Here is a 21551-nt window from a genome sequence, read left to right on the forward strand (position 1 = left end):
GTGGATGCGCGGCGACTTGCTGTGGGCGATCGGGTTGCCGATTACGGCGTAACGGTCCATGGCGGGGCTCACTCTTTTCTGGCGGAGGTTTGCAGCATGTCCGCGTTGGTGAAAGTCCAGGTGCGGGTGATTTCGATCACGTCGGTGTCCTTGCGGATATCCGGCGGGAAGGCGGCGTAGGGGGCGGCGAGCTGGACGATGCGGCGGGCCGCGTCATCCAGTACCTTGACGCCGGAGGAGCGGTGGACGTCGATGCTCTGCACCGTGCCGTCGGCACGGATGGTGACGGACAGCAACAGGCTGCCGTAGAACTTGCCGCGGGCGGCGTCCGGGTAGTTGAGGGTGCCGACCCGTTCGATTTTCTGGCGCCAGTCTTCCACGTACTGGGCGAAGCGGTATTCCTGGGTGCGGGCGCCGATGAACTTCTTGCGCGGCCGCGAGGCGTAATCCACCAGGTCCTTGTCGATCTGGGCTTCGATGCGGGCAACCGCCGCTGAACTGTCGAGGAGGTCGTAGCCGGAGACCTGGCGGGGTGAGTCGGTCGGTGTTACCTGCTGCGGGTCGACGGCGATGGCCGTCTTGCTCTTCGGCGCGGTCATGGCCTGCATTTGCGGCGCCTGGGGCTGTTCGCTGCGGCGCTGGGCTTCGACGAGACCGTCGCCGACGCGGGATTGCTCCTGCGGCGGCAGAGGCGTGGCCGGGCGGGAAGGCGTCTCGGTGTTGCCGCCGGCATCCAGGTTGGCCTGGGCGAGCAGGTCGGCCTGGTCGGGGCGCTGGGCATGGCGCGAATTGACCAGCACCACTTCGAGACCTTTGTCCTGGCGCTTGAAGCGACTGGCGTCAGGCATCACGAAGTGGATCGACAGCAGCAGGGCGTGTATCGCCAGCGACAGGCCGACACCCCATTCCAGTGCATAGCGCGCGGTGCCGCCGGCGAAGCTCGGCCAGGCGCTCCCCGCCGCCTGTGGCGGGGACGCAGGCGGGGGTGCCGGTGGAGCAGGAAGGGGGGCGTGCTGCTGCATCATGCGAAGACTCAGGCGGTGGCCGCGGGCGGGGGGGCTTCGACGGGCTCCGGCAGGTTTTCGCTTTCCTGTTCGTCTTCGCTCTCGAGCGGCTCTGCACCGCTTGCCTCGGCAAGGGTCTCCAGATAGGTGGCGCGCACTTCCACGTCGATCAGGTCGGTGCTGTCGATGGCCAGTTGCACCCGGGTGCCGGGAGGCAGGGTGGGCATCGACGGAACCTTGAAGATCAGCGGGATGTTTTCCAGGCGAACCAGGCTTTCACGCAGCACCCGGGCGCTGACCGGCGGATGGCCGGCCTGGCGCAGCCAGCGCACGCACCAGTAGCGCTCCATGCCGCGCTGGAACTCGGCGTAGGCGGCATAGGTGAGCTCGAAGTCGCGCATGGCGGCCAGCAGTTCGGCCGACTTGGGCGGAAAGGTGGGTTCGCTGCCCTGCATCCAGGCGATGAGCTGCCACTGGTTGACCAGGTCCACATAGCGCCGCAGCGGCGAGCTGGACCAGGCGTAGCAATCGACGCCGAGGCCCTCATGGGGCGCCGCGGCGGTGGTCATGCGCACCTTGCCGCCAGTCTGGGCCCGGTACAGGGCCGGGATGCCGGCATCGGCCAAGGCTTTGCCCCAGGTGCTGTTGGCGGCGATCATCAGCTCGGCCACCAGCTTGTCGAGCGGGGATCCGCGGGCACGGCGGCCGATCTCGATGCGGCCGGGGCCGTCTTCGGTCACTGCGTTCCAGTCTACGGAGAAGTTGTAATCCACCATGTTCTGGTTGGCGGCGGGCTTGCCGCGGCCGGCCTCGAGAACGCTGGCGAGCTCCCACAGCAGGGTCAGCTCGGCCTTCCACGGAAAGTCCGGGCCGTCCTCGGTGAGGGTGGTTTCGTTGAAGACCGGCTCGATGTCGTGGTGGCGCAGGTTGGCAACCACCGGTACGCGCTCGATGCGCGATTCGTTGCCGGTGACAATCAGGTCGCGGCTGACATCGAGGTACAGGGACAGGGCCGGACAGTCACGGCCTTCGCCGAGGGTGAAGCGGCCGACGATGTCCTCCGGCAGCATGGTGATCTTGTTGCCCGGCATGTACACCGTGGACAAGCGCTGACGGGCGATGTTGTCGAGGCCCGATTCGCTGCCGAAACCGAGGCCCGGCGCGGCGATGTGGATGCCGACACGCCAGCCGGTGGCGGTGGGCGTGACGGAGAACGCGTCATCGATCTCGGTGGTGGCCGCGTCGTCGATGGAGAAGGCGCGCACGTCGGCCAGGGGCAGCTCGCCGGCTTCGGTCGGTTCCTCGACGGCAGGGAAGGCGGTGCCGGTGGGGAAGTACTCGAACAGGAAGCGGTCGAAATGCAGCTCGTGGGACGAGGCCAGCGCGCCGCAGTCGAGCAGCAGGCGGGCCGGCGACTTGCCGTTTTCGGCACAGGCGGCTTCAAGGGCCTTGGTCTCGAGACGGTTGCGGTCAGGCTTGTAGAGGAGCTGGCGGACCAGTGGCTTGAGCTCTTCGGGCAACTGATTGGCGAGGAGTTCGTCGCGCATGCGCTCGACAGAGGCGGCCTGCAGGCGCTTTTTTTCGAGGCCGATGAGGGCGGCCTGGAGGATTTCTGTCGGGGCCTTGCGGAAGCGGCCGCGACCCTTGCGGTGGAAGTAGATCGGCGCGGCGTGCAAGCGTAGCAGTACGGCGGCAGACTCCACCGGGCTGGGCTCGTGGCCGAAGTATTCGCGGGCGAACTCGACGAAACCGAATTCGTCGTCGCTGCAGACTTCCCACAGGAATTCGGTGTCGAGACCTTCCGCCTCGGCTTCCGCGCGATCAAGCAGCTCGCCAGCCGACGGCTGGGCAAAGCGCATCAGCACGTGGTTGCTCTTCAGTTTGAGGCGCTTGCCGTGGGGTGTTTCCACCTGCAGGGAGGCGTCGTTGTCAGTCAGAATGGTGCCGGTTTTGAAGGCACCATCCTCTTCGAAGAGCAGATTCATGGAATGGCTGGGCGGGAAAACAGGCGATTATAGCCAAGCCGCAGCCCGGCCCGGACGAAAGCGCCGCTTTCGTCCGTTTCAGGATGCCTGATTGGCGATGAAGTCCCGGATCAGGCCGAGCAGGATGTCCTCGTCGTAGGGCTTGCCAAGGTAGTGATTGACGCCGATTTCTTCTGCGTAGCGCTTGTGTTTGTCGGCGGTGCGGGAGGTGATCATGATGATCGGCACGGCTTTGAGCTTGGCATCGGCGCGGATGTTGCGGGTCAGATCGAACCCGTCCATGCGCGGCATTTCGATGTCGGCGATGATCACGTCCGGCTTCACCGTCAGCAGTTGCTCCAGCGCATCGACGCCGTCCTTGGCGGTGACCACCCGGAAGCCTTCCCGTTCGAGGAGGCGACCGGTGATCTTGCGTACGGTGAGGGAGTCGTCGACCACCATGACAGTCGGCTGGGTGGGGATGGCGGCCGAGGTCGGTAGCACCGGGGCATCGTCGTCGCTGGCCGGGCTGCGGCCGGCGAGGGCTACCGGGTTCAGAATCAGCACGATCTCGCCGTCGCCGAGTACGGTGGCGCCGGAGTATCCGACCATTCGGGCATATTGCGGCCCGGCGTTCTTGACCACCACTTCGTGGTTGCCGCGCAGGGCATCCACGTGGAGGGCCACGGTTTCGCTGCCGGCACGCAGCAGCAGAACCCAGTTGAAGCGCTCGACCTGGGGCTGTGAGGCACGGTCGCCGAGCAGGCGTGGCAGGTAGCGGTAGCCGAAGTGCTCGCCCAGCCACTCGGTGCCCTGGTCCTGGCGCAGCTTGTCGAGGGCCGGGGCCTTGAGTTCGAGGACCTGGGCGACCATCGACGAAGGAATCGCGAAGGTCCGGCCGCCGGCGCGCACCAGCAGGGCCTGGGTGACGGCGAGGGTGAGCGGCAGGTGGATGCGGAAGCTGGTGCCCTGACCGGGCGTGGTGTCGACGCTGATGCGTCCGCCCACGGCGGCCGTCTCGCTCTTCACTACGTCCATGCCGACCCCGCGACCAGCCAGGCTGGAGAGGGTGGCGGTGGTGAAGCCCGGCACGAAGATCATGTTGGTCAGGCGCTTGTGGTCCACATCCTCGTCGGCGGCGATCAGGCCGGTTTCGATGGCCTGGTCACGGATGCGCGCAAAGTCGAGGCCGGCGCCATCGTCGCGGAATTCGATCACTACTTCGTTGCCGACCTGGGAGACCTTGAGCGTGATCTGGCCGATTTCCGGCTTGCCGGCGTCACGCCGCGCTTCGGGCGATTCGATGCCGTGGGCTACGGCGTTGCGGACCAGGTGGCCGAGGGGGCCGGTCATGGTTTCCAGCACGCTGCGGTCCATTTCGATCTGGCCGCCGATGATGTCGAGGTTGGCCCGTCGGCCGAGCTCCTTGGCGGTTTGCCGGACCAGTCGGTAAAGCCGTTCGGCGAGGCTGTCGAAGGGCACCATGCGCACGTGCATCAGGGACTGCTGCAGCTCCCGGGCCATACGTGACTGGGCGTGGAGGGCGACTTCGGCACCGTCGAGGTTGCGCAGCAGGTTTTGCTGCACGGTGGTCACGTCGCCGACGCTCTCCGCCATCATCCGGGTGAGTTCCTGGAGGCGGGTGTAGCGGTCCATCTCCAGCGGGTCGAACTCGGTGTGATGGGTTTCAACCTGTGACAGGCGTGACTGCATCTGCGAGTCGGCCTGGATTTCGACCTCGCGCAACTGGTTGCGCAGGCGGATGACGTTTTCGGTGAGGTCCAGCAGGGAGCGGCGTACAGTGCGCAGTTCGCCCTCGATGCGGGTTCGCGCGATACTGATTTCGCCGGCTTCGTTAACGAACTGGTCGATGCGGCTGGCTTCCACCCGCAACTGGGCGCGGGCGGCCTGGGCAAGCGTTTCGCCGGGCTGGACCGCCAGGGCTTCGTCGGCCGGGATGTCGCTTGCGGTGGGCACCGGCTGCGGGCTCGCCCCCTGTTGCTGGAGCGTTTCGAGGGTCTGGCGGGTGTGGTCGAGAGCGGCTTCCAGATCGTCGATGATGCCTTGGTCGGACGGGGCCTGGCTGCGGGCGCGTTCGAGGCTGGTTTCGAGGTCGTGGAGGCTCTGCCCAAGGTTCATCGCGCCAACCATCCGGGCGCTGCCCTTCAGGGTGTGCAGCAGGCGAGCCACGCCGGCCACATGCGCCGGATCGTCCGGCAATTCGCGCCAGTTGCGCAGGGCCGTGGCCAGATCGTCGAGAAGCTCGCTGCCTTCGTCGAGGAAAATCGGCAGCAGTTCGGGGTCGAGTTCGTCGCGCAGTTGCGGCGCAGCTGTGCCCGGCTCGGCGGGGCGAGGTGCGGCTGTCGGCTCGCTGCGGGCGGTTGTGAGCGGCGCGGTGACCAGGCTGGAAGGCGTGGTGTCCGGGCGCAGGCTGATGACTTCAGCCAGGTGGGAGACCAGGATGCTGTCCAGTCGGGTAACCAGTTCGGGCGCGGCTTCCGGCAATTCGCGGTTGCCCAGTTGGGCGAGCATGCCTTCGAGGGCGCTGGCGGTCTGGTTGAGCAGGGTCGCCTGCTCCGCGTCCGGGGCCCGGTCGTGGTCGGCCAGCCGTTGCTGGGCCAGTTCCAGTGCCTTGGCCAGATGCTGTGGGGCCGGGAAGCGGGCCGTGCCGGAAATGCCGGACAGCGTGTGGGCTGCACGGATCGCCGTGGTGGGCGGGACGAGCGTCGGATTGATCGACAGGCGAGCCAGCTCGTGGCGCAGCGTAGCCACATGCTGGCGGGCTTCTGCCAGGTAGAGGTCGAACAGGGGATGCGACAGGGTGACGTTGCCGATCCGTACTTCGTCCTGGCCCACTTCTTCTTCTGGAGGAAGCGGGAGGTCTTCGGCTGTGTTGTCGAACGCTTCGATGGTCTCGTCGAATGGCGTTTCGAGGCTTTCCCCAGCGAGCTCGATGGCCTCCTCGGGCGCTTCCGGCAGAATGTCGGGGAGTACATCCGGGAACGCATCGGGCAGGTCGACTTCGCCGATGTCGATGGTTTCCAGGTCGGCGAGGGCTTCGTCGGTCAGTTCCTCGACTTCGTCCGGCAGTGCCGGCGTCAGGGCGTCCGGAGGCGTTTCGAGGGGGAATTCGTCGATGGGCAGCTCGAAGCTCAGGTCGAACACATCCGGCTCGGCAGTGGGTTCGCTGAGCGGGATGGTGGCTTCTATTTCCAGCGCTTCGGGCTCTTCCGGGGGCGCAGCAGGCTCTTCGGCGAAGCTGATCTCTGGGAAGTCCAGTTCAATGTTGTCGATGAACTCCTGCGGCTCGGGGGCGATGTCCAGCTCGTCGTCCGTGAGGTCGAAGTCGGGGAGGGAGACCGACGCTTCCAGGTCGAACTCCTGCGGGGCTTCTTCGAGGACGAGTTCGATTTCGGCAGGTGCTTCGGGGGCGGCCACCTGGGCGGAAGGAGGTGCTGCAGCTTCGCTGTCGCTGCGCAGGCGCTCGGCTTCGGCCAGCAGGGGGCTGACGTCTTTCTGGGTTCCGGCGCCGGCCTGCAGCTGATCGATCCAGTCCGAGAAGGTGTCGTGGGCATCGCCGATGAGGGCGAGAAGCTCTGCGGAGACCGGCAGTTCGAGGCGCAGCCAGTGGTTGAGGGTTTGCTCCAGGCCCCAGGCGGCTTCGCCGAAATCCTTGAGGCCGACCATGCGGCCGCTGCCCTTGAGGGTGTGAAAGCTGCGCCGGATGGTGGTGAGCACCTCCATGTCGTCGGGGGTTTCCTGCAGCAGCGCCAGGTTGCTGGCGATGGCAGCCCGAACGTCGACCGCTTCCTCGATGAAGATGGCCAGCAGTTCGGCGTCGATTTCTTCGGCGCTGGCATCCAGCAGGCGGCTGGCTTCGGGGGACAGCACCGGTGTCTCGGGGGCGGTGATCGGCTCGGCATCGCTGAACAGTTCGCCGGCATCGAGCATGGTGAGGGCCTGGCGGGCCTGCTTTTCGAGTTCGACGTCGGCGGTCAGGGAGGCGTCCTGGCGCAGCCCTTCCAGGTTGAGCTGGAGTTCGGTGCGCAGGCCGAAGTCGTCCGGATTGTCCTTGAGGGCGGCGGCGAGGGTGACGGCATCGCGCTTCTGCTGGGCCAGTTCGGATTCGATGCTGGCGGTCGATGGGGTCTCCTGGGCGGCTTCCGGACGCAGGATGCGCTCCAGGTCGGCGGGGCCGTGCTGGAGGGCGTCGATGTACACGCCGAGGGCTGACAGGCGGTGGGCGATTTCCTCGAAGGCGCCGGTGTCGGCTTCAACTTCGGAGGTGGAGAGCGCACCGATGCGGCCTGCGGCATCCTGCAGCAGGCGCACGGCGGCATCTTCGTTCATGACCGACAGTGCGCCCTCGATCTGCTTGAGGGGGGCACGGACGGCGCCCAGGATGTCGGTGCTGCTCGGGGCCCGGAAGAAACTGTCGAGGTTCTGCTCGACTTCGGCCAGGGAGGCACGAATCTCGTGGGCGAGCTGGCGGCCGACCTGGCGTGTTTGTGATTCCGGTTCGGCGATCGACAGGGGCGCGAGTCGCTCACCCCGTTGATGGGCCTGCAAGCGTTCGAGGATCAGTCTGATCTGGGCGTCGTCGCGGCTGCTGGCCGGTTCGTGGGCATCAAGACGGGAGTCCACCAGCAGCATCGTCGTGGCCACGTCCATGGACAGGGCTTCGGTGAGCTTGAGCGGGTCCTGACGGAGCCAGCGGGCTATTTCATCGAGGGCCGCGAGGAGTTCGGCGACTTCCGGCTGACCGAGGGTCCGGGCCAGCGTGTTCAGGGGGGCGATGGCGTCCTGAAAGCGCGGTAGTCCAATGGCGCTGCCCGTGAAGAACTGGCTCCAGGCTTCCTTTGCGTCGGAGAGTCCGTCGCGCAGCTGACGCAGCAGCGGGGCGAGGGGGGTGTCGCTGATGCGGCGGTCAGCGGCGGGAATCAGTTGTTCGAGCCGGTAGGTGGCGCGGATCGCACTGAGGGTTGGTGACTGGGCCGGGGCGGTGGCGACGTGGTAAAGCACGTCGCGCATGAGGCGTTCCGCAACAATTCCGGAGCCTTCCATGACCCGGCGCATCTGGGCGTCGATGCGGCCGCACAGGCGCTTGGTGGGCGCGTCGGCCGAAATGGCCTGCTGTCCGAGTGCATCGAAGAAAGCGGTGGCGGCAAACCAGAAGGCGCGCGAGGCGGGGATGCCCTGGAGGTTGTCGATGCCGGATACGGCTTCGCGCATTTCCTGCGGGCCGGAGGGGTCCTGGGGATTGCGGAACCACTTGAGCAGGCCTCTTTCGAAGCGGCCTCGCAGGGCCCGCAGGCGTTTCGGATCTTCACTGCTGTCGACGGGCGTGGTGAAAGTCGGGCGCTGGGACAGGTCGGGGAAGAACAGTTCGCTGGGGCTGGGGCGCTCCTGCCCGCGGGCGGTGGCGAGTTCGGCGTAAAGGTTGAAGAGGCGCAGGGCCTGGTCCGGCTGGCCGCGGGTCAGTTCGTCGAGGTAGTTGCCGACGGCGGCGATGCAGCGGGTGGCCAGCTTGGCCACCTCGGGCGTGAATACCACCTGTTTGCCGGCCAGTTCGCCGAGCAGACGGTCGAGCTGCTCGGAAAACTGGGTCAGGCCGTCGAGCCCGACGATCGACAGGGCGCCATGGGCCTGGTGCAGATGGGTCTGGGCAAACTTGATCCGGCCAAGGCGATCCGGGGCGGTCCCGGCTTCGGCGAGCGCCGTCGTGGCCCTTTCGAGGGCCAGGTCGATCTCGCCTTTGACCCAGGTCAGCGGACCCAGGTCGAGTTCATGTGCTGAGCTCATTGATGGTTCTTGGTCGGAATCCGTTCCAGATCGGGGGCGCGGGGGGCGGGGTCTCAGACCTTGAAGCCGGAGACCGAGCCCTTGAGTTCAACAGCCAGGTCAGCCAGTTCGCCAATGGAAACGGCGGTTTGCTGGGTACCTGCGGTGGTGCGGTCGGTGATGGCGAGAATGCCCTTCATCTTTTCGGCCACCTGGGTTGCCGCCTTGGCCTGAATTTCGGTACTCATCGAGATGCGTTCGATGAGCTCGGCGGTTTCGGCGGAAACGCGTTCGATTTCGGCCAGTTCGTGACCGGCGGTCTCGGACAGGCGGGCACCATCGACCACGTCGCGGGTGGCGTTTTCCATGGCGGCCACGGCATCGCCGGTGTCGGTCTGAATGGTTTTCACGATCGCGCCGATCTGCTTGGTGGCCTCGGCGGAGCGTTCGGCCAGGCGCTGCACTTCTTCTGCCACCACCGAGAAGCCGCGGCCGGCTTCACCGGCGGAGGCGGCCTGGATGGCGGCGTTGAGGGCCAGCACGTTGGTCTGTTCGGTAATGTCGGAAATCAGTTCGACGATTTCGCCAATTTCTTGCGAGGATTCGCCGAGGCGCTTGATGCGCTTGGAGGTTTCCTGGATCTTTTCGCGAATGTCGTTCATGCCCTTGATGGTGTCCTCCACCGCGGCGGCGCCTTTCTGGGCGGCTTCCAGCGAACGGCGGGCCACATGGGCGGACTGCAGGGCGTCTTCGGAGGCGGCGCTCATGGAACTGGCCATGCTCTGGGCGGTTTCGCCGGCAAAGCGGAGTTCCTGGGCCTGGCGTTCGGTGGCCGCGAGCAGTTCGTCCGAGGTCTGCTGGGCGGATTCGGTGGCGGAGGTCACCCGGATGGCCGCATCGTTGATTCGGCGTACCAGCACGGAGAGTTCTTCAATCGTGTAGTTCACCGAATCGGCAATGGCGCCGGTGATGTCTTCGGTAACGGTGGCGCGTACGGTAAGGTCACCGTCGGCCAGGTCGCCCATTTCGTTCATCAGGCGCAGGATGGCCTGCTGGGTGCTGTTGCGTTCGGCTTCCGCGTTTTCCCGCAGGCGTTCGGCGGCGTGGCGGCGGCGGGCAATGTCGTCGTTGTAGGTCTTGGCCATCAGGGCCAGGCAGGCCAGGGCGAGGAGCGCACAGAGGATGATCGCCAGGCTGACCCAGGTGAAGAAGCCGGTGTAGGAGTGGGAATAGCCTTCGGCCAGTGCGGTGGTCTTTTCAAGGAGCGGGCCGGAGTTCTGGAAGATGTGGCTGCCGGCCTGCTTGGCCTGCACGAGGAGCTGGATGCTGCCGAGGATGGCGGTAACCGATGCCAGGTTGTCCTTGCTGACGTTTTCCAGTTCGACCAGCTTGGCCTTGGCGTCGCTGCCGTCGGCGGTCATTTTCTGGAGCTGTTCAATCTGCTCGCGGAAGGTGTTGGTGTCCTTGCCGAGCAGGAAGGCCACTTCCGGGTCGATGGCGTTGGCCACCAGCAGGGCGTTGGCATTCTTGGCGATCCGCTGGGTCAGCATCACCACCTGGTTGGCGATGGCGATCTCGCGGGCCGAGGCGCCGCCTTGCAGCTTGAGGGCAGCGACCTGTTCGGAGAGTTCGAGGAGCTGCGGGTTCTTGGTGTTGATGGTGCCCACCGCCTTGCCGAGGTTGGCGAGGTTCTTTTCCTGGCCCAGCAGATTGGCTGCATCCTTGTCGGTGGTCTTCCATAGTTCGGTGACCGCCGCCAGTTCGTCCTGAACGGCACTGGCGCCGCCCGGCACGCTGGTGCCGTTCACGTCGCCGCCGTTGGTGACGGCTTCAAGCAGGGTGTTGAACTGCTCGCGGCTGCTTTTCAGTTCTCCGAATGCCGTGGTGTCGCCCTGGAGCGTCAGCTGGCTCGCCTTGGCGAGCTGCTGGGAGAGGGTCCGCATCTGGCCGGCGGCGGTGACGTAAGCCGTGCCGAAGCTGCTGACACGGATCTGGTAAAGCACGAAGGCGCCGGCCAGTACCGTGAAGATCAGGAAGGGGATGCGCAGGAAGCGTAGTTGCTCGGCGGCGTTTTTGCCGGCGAGGAAGGGCAGTGCGGCACTTGCGGGTGCGCCCTCGCCGGATTCAAGAATCGTATCCACGTTATTGGAAGCCGATTTACTGCTGCCCAGCGACAGTCCCGGTAGCTTGAATGCCATGTTGTTCCTCTTCAGCGAGCGGGGCTCGCTGCTCCTCCCGAGTGGTTTTTCATGATTGAGCGGCGTCCAGAAAACGCGTGTGATTCAGCAGGTCGGCAACTTTCAGCCGGGTCCAGGGGGTGCCGCGGGCATCTTTTACCTGTTCGCCAATCCAGGGCTGCTCGGTATCGGCAGCCGAATTCAGGGGTTCGAAGTCTTCGATGGCGCGCAGGCCCAGCGCGCGTGTTACGAGCAGGGCGCAATTCAGGTTGTGTTTGGCGCCGATCAGCAGCAGGCGTGCATGGCCGGCGGGGGCGATGGGCAGGTCGCCATGGAAGGCCGCAAAATCGATGACGCTGAACAGGTTGCCCCGTACGCTGGCGAGACCGCGAAACCAGTGGTGGGTCAGGGGGACGGCGGCAAGGGGCGGAACAGACAGGATTTCGCCGGCTTCGGTCAGGTCGAGGAGCCAGTTGCGGTTGCCCGCCTGCACGGCCAGCAGGGCCGAGGCCCGGTTGTCCTTGGCTTCGGCCAGCCGCTTGGCAAGACCGGCCTGGAATTCGTGGAGACTGATCCGTTTCGCCATGGGATGCTCAGTTGAAGGCCCGGATCTTGTCGAGCAGCACCGCGTGATCGAGGGGCTTGACCATGTAGTCGAAGGCGCCTTGGCGCATGCCCCAGATCTTGTCGGTTTCGAGGCCCTTGCTGGTGCAGATGATCACCGGGATGTTGCGGGTGGCGTCGTCGCGCACGATGGTGCGGGTTGCCTGGTAGCCGTTGGTGCCGGGCATGACCACGTCCATGAGGATCAGGTCGGGCTGTTCGGTCTTGCTCTTGATGACCGCTTCTTCACCGCTTTCGGCGGTGACCACCTGGTAGCCGTTCTTCACCAGCACTTCCGACAGGGCAAGCCGTTCTGTTGGGGAGTCGTCTACAACGAGGATTTTCTTGATCGGCATGGGTTACGCGTCTCTTGCTGTCAGTCGTTCGCGGAAGCCTGGCGGGTGTGGCTGGCCACGGAACGCAACAGGCTTTCTTTCGTGAAGGGTTTGGTCAGATATTCGTCCGAGCCGGCGAGGCGCCCCCGGGCCCTGTCGAAGAGCCCGTCCTTGGAGGAGAGCATGATGACCGGCGTTGCCTTCAGGCGGGCATTTTTCTTGATCAGCGCACAGGTCTGGTAGCCGTCGAGACGCGGCATCATGATGTCCACGAAGATGAGGTCGGGTGCATGGTCGGCGATCTTGGACAGCGCATCGAAGCCATCTTCGGCGAGCACCACCTGGCATCCGGCCTGGGCGAGAAATATCTCGGCACTGCGGCGGATTGTGTTGCTGTCATCGATGACCATGACCTTGATTCCGCTGAGATTCACCTTGATCCTCCGGTGGTCGTGCTGATGGGAAGTCCGACGCGTACTGTGCCGTTGTTGGTGTGGCGGGCTTTCAGAGGGCGACCATTTCGAAGTCGTCCTTGCGTGCACCGCATTCGGGGCAGGTCCAGTTCGGGGGGATGTCCGCCCAGCGGGTGCCGGGGGGAATGCCTTCTTCCGGTGAGCCGGTTTCTTCGTCGTAGATATAACCGCAGATCAGACACATCCAGGTCTGGTATTGGGAATTTGCCATTTGGGTGCGTTGCTTTGATTTCGGCTAGAATCGCTTGGATCGTGAATGGTAGCGCAGTCGCAGTTAAATTTGTGCGTCCTTGTCTTTCCCAATGACTATAAAACGCAACGATCCCACCCCGCCCCTCGTCCTTGTTTTCGCAGCTTCCGACCCCACTGGCGGGGCCGGCATTCAGGCCGACATCATAACCCTGGCCGGCATGGGTTGCCACGCCCTGACAGTTATTACCGCCCTCACCGTGCAGGATACCGTCGGGGTAGAGGATGTGTTGCCGATCGATGCCGACTTTGTTTCCGAGCAGGCCCGGGCGGTTCTTGAAGACATGCCGGTGCAGGCTTTCAAGCTTGGCGTGCTCGGTAGTGTCGAGAACATCGCGGTCATTGCGGAGATCATTGCCGACTATCCCCATATTCCGGTGATCGTCGATCCGGTGGTGGCCTCCGGGCGTGGCGACGAGCTTGCCTCGGAGGCGATGCTGGAAATGTTGCGGGAACTCATCATTCCCCAGACCACGGTGATTACCCCGAACACCATGGAAGCCCGCCATCTGGCGGCCAGCCACAGCGAAGATCACGACGGACGGACTCTCGCTGATTGTGCTTCCCTGCTGATGTCCATGGGCTGCGAGTACGTGCTGATTACCGGCTCCCATGCCCACACACCCCAGGTGGTCAATACCCTGTATGGCCGTGGGGGTGTGGTGCGGGCCGATGCCTGGGAGCGCCTGCCCGGCAGCTACCATGGTTCGGGATGCACGCTGGCCTCGGCCGTTGCGGCGGCGCTGGCGCATGGTCTTGACATGTCCCAGGCGGTCTTCGAGGCGCAGGGCTTTACCTGGCAGGCACTGGCTTCCGCCTTCCGTCCCGGCATGGGGCAATCCATTCCCGACCGATTTTTCTGGACCCGCGAGGGTTCCGACGTGGGGGGCTGAGACATGCTGCGCCGTGGTCTTTATCTGGTAACCCCCGACGGACTCGAAACGTCTGCGCTGGTGGCCGCCCTTGCCGCCGTGCTGCCGTCCCGCCCGGCCCTCGTCCAGTACCGCAACAAGCTTGCCGATGCGTCTTTGCGGCGCGAGCAGGCACTGCGTCTGCTGGAGATCTGCCGGGCTGCCGATGTGCCGCTCATCATCAACGACAACCTGCCGCTGGCTCTCGAAATCGATGCCGACGGCGTCCATCTGGGGCGTGACGATGGCGATCCGGCGGCGGCCCGCAAGGTGCTCGGCCCGGAGCGCATTCTGGGTGTGAGTTGCTACGGCGAGTGGCCCCGGGCGGTTGCCGGTGCGGCGGCCGGTGTCGATTATCTGGCCTTTGGTGCCATGTATCCGTCTTCCACCAAGCCCGCCGCGCCGCGGGCTTCCCTCGACATGCTGACCCGTGCCAGGCGCGAGTTCGGTTTGCCGGTAGTGGCCATCGGCGGCATTACCCTCGACAATGCCGGCGAGCTGATCGACGCAGGTGCCGATCAGCTCGCCGTGATCAGCGATGTATTCTCTGCGCCCGACCCGGCTGCCCGTGCGGCGGCCTACGCCAGGCTGTTCGATTGACCAATCAGAAAGCTTCCAGCATGACCAGTCGTAACGAAGAACTCTTTGCCCGCGCCCAGCGCACCATTCCCGGCGGCGTCAATTCCCCGGTGCGGGCCTTCCGCTCGGTGGGCGGCACGCCGCGTTTCCTCAAGAAGGCGCTGGGCGCCCGGGTGTGGGATGCGGACGGCAAGGAGTACCTGGACTACGTGGGCTCGTGGGGCCCGGCAATTCTTGGCCACGCCGATCCGGTAGTGGTCGAGGCGGTGCGCGCGGCGGCCCTTGACGGCCTGTCCTTCGGCGCCCCGACCGAGCGCGAGATCGACATGGCCGAGCGCTTGTGCGAACTGCTGCCGAGCATGGAAATGGTGCGTCTGGTGTCCAGCGGTACCGAAGCGACGATGAGTGCGATCCGCCTGGCGCGGGGCTTCACCGGTCGCGATGCGATCATCAAGTTCGAGGGCTGCTACCACGGCCACGCCGACAGCCTGCTGGTCAAGGCCGGCTCCGGCCTCCTGACCTTCGGCAATCCGTCCTCGGCCGGTGTGCCGGAAGACTTTGCCAAGCACACTATCGTGCTCGACTACAACAATCCGGCCCAGCTTGAAGAAACCTTCAAGACCAGGGGCGACGCCATTGCCTGCGTGATCATCGAGCCGATTGCCGGGAACATGAACCTGATCAAGCCGTCGGCCGAGTTCATGCACCTGCTGCGTCGCCTGTGTACCGAGCACGGCGCGGTGCTGATCTACGACGAAGTGATGACCGGCTTCCGTGTCGGTCCGCGTGGCGTGCAGGGTTTGTTCGGCATCACGCCGGACCTGACGACGCTGGGCAAGGTGATTGGCGGCGGCATGCCGGTGGGCGCCTTTGGCGGCCGTCGCGACATCATGCAAAAGATCGCCCCGCTGGGCGCCGTTTATCAGGCCGGTACCCTGTCCGGCAGCCCGGTGGCGGTGGCCGCCGGCCTGGCCAGCCTCGACCAGATTGCCCGGCCCGGTTTCTATGAGCTGCTGACAGCCCGTACCACCCGTCTGGTCGAGGGCCTGACCGCATCGGCAGCGAAGCATGGCGTGACCTTCACGGCGGATTCCGTCGGCGGGATGTTCGGACTGTACTTTGCCAAGGCGGTGCCGCAAAGCTACGCCGACGTGATGGGTTCGGACAAGGACAGCTTCAACCGCTTCTTCCACTACATGCTGGATGCCGGCCACTACTTTGCCCCGTCGGCTTTCGAAGCCGGTTTCGTGTCGGCGGCACACAGCGAGGCGGACATCGACAGCACCATCGCCACCGCTGACGCCTGGTTCGCCGCCAACGCAGCTTGATTTCTCCTGGGGGTCGGACTGCAGTCCGACCCACGGGGTGGCGGCTTACATCAGGAAGATTGTCGCCAGCCCGAGAAAGATGAAGAAGCCGCCGGAGTCGGTGACGGCGGTGATGATCACGCTGGAACCTACCGCCGGGTCCTGCCCCAGGCGGTTGCGGATCATCGGGGCCATCACGCCGATGAAGGCGGCGACCAGCAGGTTGAGGGTCATCGCCGCGCTCATTACCGCGCCCAGCTTGGGGCTGCCGTAGAGAATCCAGGCCAGCACACCGAGCAGGCCGCCCCACACGATACCGTTGATCAGCGCGACGCCCATCTCCTTCTTGAGGAGGCGCGGCAGCGCGTCGTCCTGCACATGGCCCATGGCGATGCCGCGGACGATCATGGTGATGGTCTGGTTGCCCGAGTTGCCGCCGATGCCGGCCACGATGGGCATCAGGGCGGCCAGTGCGACCAGCTTTTCGATCGAGCCTTCAAAGGCGCCGATGACCCGGCTGGCGATGAAGGCGGTGACCAGGTTGGCGGCCAGCCAGGCCCAGCGGTTCTTCACCGAGTCCCACACCGGCGCGAAGATGTCTTCGCCTTCCTTCAGGCCGGCCTGGCTGAGCAGTTCGTTTTCGGTTTCTTCACGGATGAAGTCCACCACCGAGGCCACGGTCACCCGGCCGACCAGCTTGCGGTGGTAATCGACCACCGGCGCCGACACCAGGTCGTAGCGCTCGAAGGCCTGGGCGGCGGTTTCGGCTTCGTCGGAGGGCTCGAGGGTGAGTGTGTCGGTGAGCATGATCTCGCCCACCTCGATGTCCGGGTCGTTGATCAGCAGCCGGTTGATGGGCAGCACGCCGCGCAGGTGTTCGTCCCGGTCCACCACGAAGAGCTGGTTGGTGTGGTCGGGCAGTTCGTCGAAGCGGCGCAGGTAGCGCAGCACCACTTCGAGAGTCACGTCTTCACGCACCGTGACCATCTCGAAATCCATCAGTGCGCCGACCGAATCTTCCGGGTAGGACATGGCGGCGCGCAGCTGTTCGCGCTCTTCCGGGTCGAGGCCCTGGTAAACCGCCTCCATGACCTCGTGCGGCAGGTCGGGGGCCAGGTCGGCGAGTTCGTCCGCGTCGAGCTGTTCGGCTGCTGCCCGCAGGGAGGCCGGGTCCATCGACTCGATGAGGGATTCCCGCACCGCATCCGAGACTTCGAGGAGGATTTCGCCGTCCCGCTCGGCCTTGACCAGATCCCACACGAACAGCCGTTCGCTGACCGGCAGGGCTTCGAGGATGTGGGCGACGTCGGCCGAGTGCAGGCTGTCGAGCTTGTGGGTCAGCTCGTTGATGTGCTGCTTGTGGACCAGGCTTTCGACCAGGTCGTGCTTGGGCATGTCCTGGCGATGGACGAGATCTTCGACCAGCTTGTGACGGGCGAGCAGGTGCTGTACCTCGCGCAGGTGGCTGTCGAGGTCGTCGTGGTGCTGGATATCGTCGTTTTCGGCCATGGCGGAGCTTCCGTGGACGGCACGGCGCCGGGCGGCGCGCAGGGGGCGGATTCTACGGGGTTTGCTGCGCCGCGGCGACCCGGATTTGGGGGCCGCCGCGATGTTGTTTGCTCAGGGCCAGGCGCGGGCCCCGAACATCATCCGCTTGGCCACGAAATGGCGTGCCGGCGGCAGCAGGTCGAGGGCCAGCAGGCCGGCGCCGCAGGCATGGCGCAGCGGCGCTGCGTCGCTGCTGAAGAGGCGTACCAGCGCGTCGGTGAAGCGGATTGTGCCGCTGCGGTCGAGGCGCCGCTCACGGGCGTAGGTGGCGAGGGTTTCGGCGGCGCCGGGGTCGCCACCGGCGCGCAGCAGCACCTGGGCGCAGGCCCATACGTCACGCAGGGCCAGGTTGTAGCCCTGGCCGGCGACCGGGTGCAGTGTTTGCGCGGCGTTGCCCAGCCACACCGTGCGCTGGCCGACGGGGTCCTGGCGGTAGCGCAGCAGCAGCGGATAGCGGGCGCGCGGCCCGACGCCGGCGAAGCGCAGGCGGGTGCCGAAGTGTTCCTGCAGGCCGGCCAGGTAGGTGGCATCGTCGAGGGCCAGCAGGGCATCGGCCTCGGCCGGGGCGGCGGTGTGCACGATGGCGCAGCCGCTGCCGCAGGGCAGTACGGCCAGCGGGCCTTGCGGGGTGAAACGTTCCCAGGCGCGGCCACCGTGGGGCTCGGCCGGGGTGGCGACGCAGATGACCGCGTGCTGGTCGTAGTCGTGCTCGACCAGTGGTTTGTCGTCGGCGCCCTGGATGGCGCCTTCGGCACAGGCCGCAAGGCGGGTGCGCAGGTGGCGGCCGTCGGCGAGACTGACGATCACGTCGTCAGCGCCGCCAGCGAGTCCGCTGACGGCGGCGTTGTCGCGAATCGGGATGCCGGTGCTGGCGAGGGCGTCGTCCAGCGCACCGGCCAGGGCACCGGCGGGAACCACGTAGCCGAGGGCCGGCTGGCCGTATTCTTCGGCGCGCAGCAGGGTGCGACCGAGGCCGCCCTGGTGGGATATGTGGATGGTCTCGATGGCGGTGGCCGGCAGTTGGGTCCACACGCCCAGGCGTTCGAGGGTCAGCCGGGTGCCGTGGGACAGGGCCAGCACACGCGGGTCCTGGCGCGCTGCGCCGCGGGGGCGGGCGTCCACCAGCAGGATGTCGAGGCCAGAGTCCTTCAGGGCCAGCGCCAGCGCCATGCCCACCGGGCCGGCGCCGACAATCACGAGGTCATGGGTCTGCATCCTAGCGCTCCGCCATCACGGCTTCGATGTCGGCCACGCTCTTGGGGGTGGCGATGGTGATGATGTCGCAGCCGCTGTCGGTAACCAGCGCGTCGTCTTCGATGCGGATGCCGATGTTCCAGAAGGCTTCGGGCACACCGTCGGCCGGGCGGATGTAGCAGCCGGGTTCGACAGTAAGCATGTTGCCGGCGACCAGCGGGCGCCAGTTGCCGGCGATCTTGTACTCGCCGGCGTCGTGCACGTCGAGGCCCAGCCAGTGGCCGGTGCGATGCATGTAGAACTGCCGGTAGCTGCCGGAGTCAAGCACGCCATCCAGGCTGCCGGTGAGCAGGCCGAGGTCGATGAAGCCCTGGGCGAGCACGCGGGTGGCGGCGTCGTGGCCGGCGTTCCAGTCGGCGCCGGGGCGGATCTCGGCGATGGCGGCAGCCTGGGCAGCGAGGACCAGTTCGTAGGCGGCCTTTTGCGGTCCGCTGAAACGGCCATTCACCGGAAAGCTGCGGGTGATGTCGGAGGCGTAGCCGTCGAGCTCGCAGCCGGCGTCGATCAGCAGCAAGTCGCCATCCTGCATGCGGCAGTCGTTCTCGACGTAGTGCAGCACGCAGGCATTGGCGCCGCTGGCAACGATGGAGCCGTAGGCAGGGGCCTGGCTGCCGTGGCGGCGGAATTCGTGGATCAGCTCGGCCTCGACTTCGTATTCCCAGGCGTCCGGGCGGGCCGCGCGCATGGCCCGACGATGGGCACCGGCAGAAATCTCGGCAGCGCGGCGCATGGTGGCGATCTCGGCGGCGTCCTTGATCAGGCGCATTTCGTCGATGAGGCTGCGCACGTCACGGATCTGGCTCGGTGCATGGCAGCCGGTGCGGGCTTGGGCGCGCACCTGGTTGAGGGCTTCGGTGACGCGGGCATCCCAGGCCGGTTCGTAGCCGACCGAATGAAAGATGGCTGGCTGGTTGGCGAACAGGAGGGCGAGTTGCTCGTCGAGTTCGGCAATCGGCCGGGCTTCGTCGAAGCCGAAGGCCTCCCGCGCGGCTTCCGGGCCGAAACGGTAGCCGTCCCAGATTTCCCGTTCCAGATCCTTGGTGCGGCAGAACAGGATGCTGCGCGGGGTGTCGCCAGCCACCAGTACCAGCACCGCATCGGGTTCGCGGAAGCCGGTGAGGTAGTAGAAGTAGCTGTCGAAGCGGTAGCCGTAATGGGTGTCCCGGTTGCGGATGCGTTCCGGCGCGGTGGGGATGATCGCGACGCCACCGCCGGCAGCCTGCAGGGTTTGCAGCAGCCGGGCACGGCGGGCCTGGAAGGGGGCGATGTCGAGGGGCATGGCGGAGTCCGGGAACGGGGTTCTTGATTGACCGAAGGGCGGGCGGATCGTTGCGAGCTTACGGCAATTGGTTCAGGGCGTGCGCAGGCTGGCGTCGAGCTGGCGCAGGCGTTCGGGGGTGCCGACGTCGACCCAGCGGCCGTCGATGCGGGCGCCGCCGACCTTGCTTTCGGCCATCGCCGCGCGCAGCAGCGGCGCCAGTTTGGCCGGTTCGTCCGGCGACAGGCCGGCGAACAGGGCCGGGTGATAGGCGCCGAGGCCGGCGAAGGTGAGGCGCTGGCCGCCTGCGTCACGGATCTGGCCGTCGGGGTAGAGCCCGAAATCGCCAGCCGGGTTGTGTTCCGGGTTGGCGACGAGGAGCAGGTGGGCGAGGGGGCCGTCGGCGCGCAACTGTTCGCCGGCCTGGCGCAGGGCGGCCAGGTCGGCGTCGCAGAAGACATCGCCATTGATGACGAGGAAGGGCGCGTTGCCCAGCAGCGGCAGGGCACGGGCGATGCCGCCAGCGGTCTCCAGTGCCTTGCCTTCGGGCGAATAGGCGATGCGTACGCCAAAAGCCGAACCGTCGCCCAGTGCCTCCTCGATCATCTGCCCCAGGTGGGCGTGGTTGATGACCAGCTCGCGGATGCCCGCCGCGGCCAGGCGTTCGATGTGCCAGACGATCAGCGGCTTGCCGCCGGCCGCCAGCAGCGGCTTGGGGCAGGTGTCGGTGAGGGGGCGCATGCGTTCGCCGCGGCCGGCGGCGAGGATCATTGCTTTCATGGTCGTTGTGCGAGCCTTAGAAGGAATAGCCGACGTCGGTGACGGTCGGGTCGGTTTCTTCGAGGATGCGCAGCAAGGGCCTGAGTTCGCCGTAGCGTTCGCAGGCCTTGCGCAGGTATTGGAGGACCAGCGGCAGATCCTTCAGGTAGCCATCCTTGCCGTCCCGGTGGTTGAGGCGGGCGAAGATGCCGAGCACCTTGAGGTGACGCTGCACGCCCATCCATTCGTAGTCCCGGTGGAAATCGGCGAAGTCCTCGCGTACCGGCAGGCCCAGGTGGCGGGCGGTTTCCCAGTAGCGAGCCAGCATGTCGAGAGCGAAATCTTCTTCCCAGTGAATGTAGGCGTCCTTGAGCAGGGAGGCGAGGTCGTAGCTCATCGGGCCATACACGGCGTCCTGGAAGTCGAGCACGCCGGGGTTGGGCGTGGAGACCATCAGGTTGCGGCTGTGATAGTCACGGTGGACGAAGACCTTGGGTTCGGACAGGTTGACCTCGACGATGCGGTCGAACACTTCGTAAAGGTCAGTGGTCTGCTTTTCGGTGAGGGTGAGGCCCTTGTGGCGGCTCACGTACCACACCGGGAACAGCTCCAGCTCGCGCATCAGCAGTTCGCGGTCGTACTCGGGGAGCACACCGGGCTGGCTGGAGAGCTGGATGCTCATCAATGCGCCAAGGGCTTCGGCGTAGAGGTTGTGGGCGTTGTCCTTGGTCAGGGCCTGCAGGTAGGTGGTGTTGCCCAGGTCGGACAGGAGCAGGAAGCCCTGTTCCAGGTTCTGCCTGAGGATCTGCGGCACATGGGCGCCGGCCGCGCCGAAAAGCTCGGCCACCTTGATGTAGGGGCGGCAGTCTTCATGGCTGGGCGGGGCATCCATGGCGATCAGCGAAACGGGATCGTCAGCAAATGTAATGCGGAAATAGCGGCGGAAGCTGGCGTCGGCGCTGGCCGGGGCGAGTTCGAAGGGGCGGCCGGGAAATTCGGCGGCGATCCAGGACTGGAGTTGTTGGCGTCGTTCCACGGGAGTCTGAGATGCGTTCGTGTAAAATCGCAGAGTTTATCAAACCACGCGGTCGGCTCGCCGGCTGGTTCCAGTTCCGGCATGAAACCACGTACACAGCTGCGCTACCTTTCCATCGCCCTGTTCGCCCTTTGGGGTAGAGCCGGTGCCGAGGACCTTCCTCCCTTCGTGGTGCCTTCCTCCCTGCTGGGGAAGCCGGCTGTCGCCAGGCCGCTTCCCACGCCGCTTGAGGTGTCCGCACCGCGTCCTGCCGCTGGGCCTGTCACGCCTGCCGCGACGCCGCCGAAGCGGGTTTCTGCCGCCGTGCCGGCGG

At 66.0% G+C, this 21551-nt stretch carries 17 protein-coding genes; 4 read left to right on the forward strand and 13 right to left on the reverse strand.

Features of this window, described 5'->3' with window-relative positions:
* Positions 1-68 precede the first annotated feature (68 nt).
* From ETQ85_RS13360 to ETQ85_RS13395, 8 genes are all read right to left on the reverse strand, one after another.
* Positions 69-1025 carry an energy transducer TonB gene (locus ETQ85_RS13360; protein ID WP_246128763.1) on the reverse strand — a complete coding sequence of 319 codons (957 nt, stop codon included), beginning with the start codon at positions 1023-1025 and terminating at the stop codon, positions 69-71.
* An 8-nt stretch (positions 1026-1033) separates the two neighbouring features.
* Positions 1034-2989 carry a ribonuclease catalytic domain-containing protein gene (locus ETQ85_RS13365; RefSeq protein WP_148579575.1) on the reverse strand — a complete coding sequence of 652 codons (1956 nt, stop codon included), beginning with the start codon at positions 2987-2989 and terminating at the stop codon, positions 1034-1036.
* 78 nt (positions 2990-3067) lie between these two features.
* Positions 3068-8770, reverse strand: coding sequence for a hybrid sensor histidine kinase/response regulator (locus ETQ85_RS13370; RefSeq protein WP_148579576.1), 5703 nt, complete (start codon positions 8768-8770; stop codon positions 3068-3070).
* 53 nt (positions 8771-8823) lie between these two features.
* Positions 8824-10947: a methyl-accepting chemotaxis protein gene (locus ETQ85_RS13375; RefSeq protein ID WP_148579577.1), complete on the reverse strand. Its 2124-nt coding sequence runs from the start codon at positions 10945-10947 to the stop codon at positions 8824-8826.
* Between the two features lie 49 nt (positions 10948-10996).
* A complete protein-coding gene (locus ETQ85_RS13380; RefSeq protein WP_148579578.1) occupies positions 10997-11512 on the reverse strand; it encodes a chemotaxis protein CheW in 516 nt (171 codons plus the stop codon).
* 7 nt (positions 11513-11519) lie between these two features.
* A complete protein-coding gene (locus ETQ85_RS13385; RefSeq protein ID WP_148579579.1) occupies positions 11520-11885 on the reverse strand; it encodes a response regulator in 366 nt (121 codons plus the stop codon).
* A 20-nt stretch (positions 11886-11905) separates the two neighbouring features.
* On the reverse strand, positions 11906-12298 hold the full coding sequence (pilG, locus tag ETQ85_RS13390) for a twitching motility response regulator PilG (RefSeq protein ID WP_148579580.1): 393 nt from the start codon (positions 12296-12298) through the stop codon (positions 11906-11908).
* Positions 12299-12368: 70 nt separating this feature from the next.
* Positions 12369-12521 carry a rubredoxin gene (locus ETQ85_RS13395; RefSeq protein ID WP_222862168.1) on the reverse strand — a complete coding sequence of 51 codons (153 nt, stop codon included), beginning with the start codon at positions 12519-12521 and terminating at the stop codon, positions 12369-12371.
* A 118-nt stretch (positions 12522-12639) separates the two neighbouring features.
* Here ETQ85_RS13395 and thiD point away from each other — a divergent pair, with 118 nt between their 5' ends.
* Genes thiD through hemL form a run of 3 tightly spaced genes read left to right on the forward strand, consistent with a single transcriptional unit; the run spans position 12640 to position 15404 of the window.
* Positions 12640-13479, forward strand: coding sequence for a bifunctional hydroxymethylpyrimidine kinase/phosphomethylpyrimidine kinase (gene thiD / locus ETQ85_RS13400; protein ID WP_148579582.1), 840 nt, complete (start codon positions 12640-12642; stop codon positions 13477-13479).
* Positions 13480-13482: 3 nt separating this feature from the next.
* Complete coding sequence (gene thiE, locus ETQ85_RS13405; protein ID WP_148579583.1) at positions 13483-14097, forward strand: thiamine phosphate synthase; 615 nt, start codon at positions 13483-13485, stop codon at positions 14095-14097.
* Positions 14098-14117: 20 nt separating this feature from the next.
* Entirely contained in the window at positions 14118-15404 is a 1287-nt protein-coding gene (hemL, locus tag ETQ85_RS13410; protein ID WP_148579584.1) for a glutamate-1-semialdehyde 2,1-aminomutase, read from the forward strand.
* 45 nt (positions 15405-15449) lie between these two features.
* On the opposite strand, the gene mgtE is transcribed toward hemL, so the two are convergent.
* From mgtE to ETQ85_RS13435, 5 genes are all read right to left on the reverse strand, one after another.
* A complete protein-coding gene (mgtE, locus tag ETQ85_RS13415; protein ID WP_148579585.1) occupies positions 15450-16892 on the reverse strand; it encodes a magnesium transporter in 1443 nt (480 codons plus the stop codon).
* 111 nt (positions 16893-17003) lie between these two features.
* On the reverse strand, positions 17004-18146 hold the full coding sequence (locus tag ETQ85_RS13420; RefSeq protein WP_148579586.1) for an FAD-dependent monooxygenase: 1143 nt from the start codon (positions 18144-18146) through the stop codon (positions 17004-17006).
* Position 18147: 1 nt separating this feature from the next.
* Complete coding sequence (gene pepP, locus ETQ85_RS13425; protein WP_148579587.1) at positions 18148-19464, reverse strand: Xaa-Pro aminopeptidase; 1317 nt, start codon at positions 19462-19464, stop codon at positions 18148-18150.
* Between the two features lie 72 nt (positions 19465-19536).
* A complete protein-coding gene (murU, locus tag ETQ85_RS13430; RefSeq protein WP_148579741.1) occupies positions 19537-20214 on the reverse strand; it encodes an N-acetylmuramate alpha-1-phosphate uridylyltransferase MurU in 678 nt (225 codons plus the stop codon).
* A gap of 25 nt (positions 20215-20239) precedes the next feature.
* Entirely contained in the window at positions 20240-21238 is a 999-nt protein-coding gene (locus tag ETQ85_RS13435; protein ID WP_148579588.1) for an aminoglycoside phosphotransferase family protein, read from the reverse strand.
* Between the two features lie 81 nt (positions 21239-21319).
* On the opposite strand from ETQ85_RS13435, the gene ETQ85_RS26600 reads away from it, so the two are divergent.
* Positions 21320-21551 (forward strand): hypothetical protein (locus ETQ85_RS26600; protein ID WP_222862160.1); only part of this gene is annotated, 232 nt, incomplete at its 3' end.

The organism is Zoogloea oleivorans, assembly GCF_008107625.1.
Taxonomy (GTDB): Bacteria; Pseudomonadota; Gammaproteobacteria; order Burkholderiales; family Rhodocyclaceae; genus Zoogloea; species Zoogloea oleivorans.

What these genes read in the sequence shown, in the direction of transcription:
- ETQ85_RS13360 (WP_246128763.1), bottom strand. Translation starts at nt 1,025, where the DNA reads ATGATGCAGCAGCACGCCCCCCTTCCTGCTCCACCGGCACCCCCGCCT.
- ETQ85_RS13375 (WP_148579577.1), bottom strand. Translation starts at nt 10,947, where the DNA reads ATGGCATTCAAGCTACCGGGACTGTCGCTGGGCAGCAGTAAATCGGCT.
- hemL (WP_148579584.1), top strand. Translation starts at nt 14,118, where the DNA reads ATGACCAGTCGTAACGAAGAACTCTTTGCCCGCGCCCAGCGCACCATT.
- ETQ85_RS13385 (WP_148579579.1), bottom strand. Translation starts at nt 11,885, where the DNA reads ATGCCGATCAAGAAAATCCTCGTTGTAGACGACTCCCCAACAGAACGG.
- mgtE (WP_148579585.1), bottom strand. Translation starts at nt 16,892, where the DNA reads ATGGCCGAAAACGACGATATCCAGCACCACGACGACCTCGACAGCCAC.
- ETQ85_RS13420 (WP_148579586.1), bottom strand. Translation starts at nt 18,146, where the DNA reads ATGCAGACCCATGACCTCGTGATTGTCGGCGCCGGCCCGGTGGGCATG.
- murU (WP_148579741.1), bottom strand. Translation starts at nt 20,214, where the DNA reads ATGATCCTCGCCGCCGGCCGCGGCGAACGCATGCGCCCCCTCACCGAC.
- pepP (WP_148579587.1), bottom strand. Translation starts at nt 19,464, where the DNA reads ATGCCCCTCGACATCGCCCCCTTCCAGGCCCGCCGTGCCCGGCTGCTG.
- ETQ85_RS13370 (WP_148579576.1), bottom strand. Translation starts at nt 8,770, where the DNA reads ATGAGCTCAGCACATGAACTCGACCTGGGTCCGCTGACCTGGGTCAAA.
- ETQ85_RS13365 (WP_148579575.1), bottom strand. Translation starts at nt 2,989, where the DNA reads ATGAATCTGCTCTTCGAAGAGGATGGTGCCTTCAAAACCGGCACCATT.
- ETQ85_RS13395 (WP_222862168.1), bottom strand. Translation starts at nt 12,521, where the DNA reads ATGTGTCTGATCTGCGGTTATATCTACGACGAAGAAACCGGCTCACCG.
- thiE (WP_148579583.1), top strand. Translation starts at nt 13,483, where the DNA reads ATGCTGCGCCGTGGTCTTTATCTGGTAACCCCCGACGGACTCGAAACG.
- ETQ85_RS13380 (WP_148579578.1), bottom strand. Translation starts at nt 11,512, where the DNA reads ATGGCGAAACGGATCAGTCTCCACGAATTCCAGGCCGGTCTTGCCAAG.
- thiD (WP_148579582.1), top strand. Translation starts at nt 12,640, where the DNA reads ATGACTATAAAACGCAACGATCCCACCCCGCCCCTCGTCCTTGTTTTC.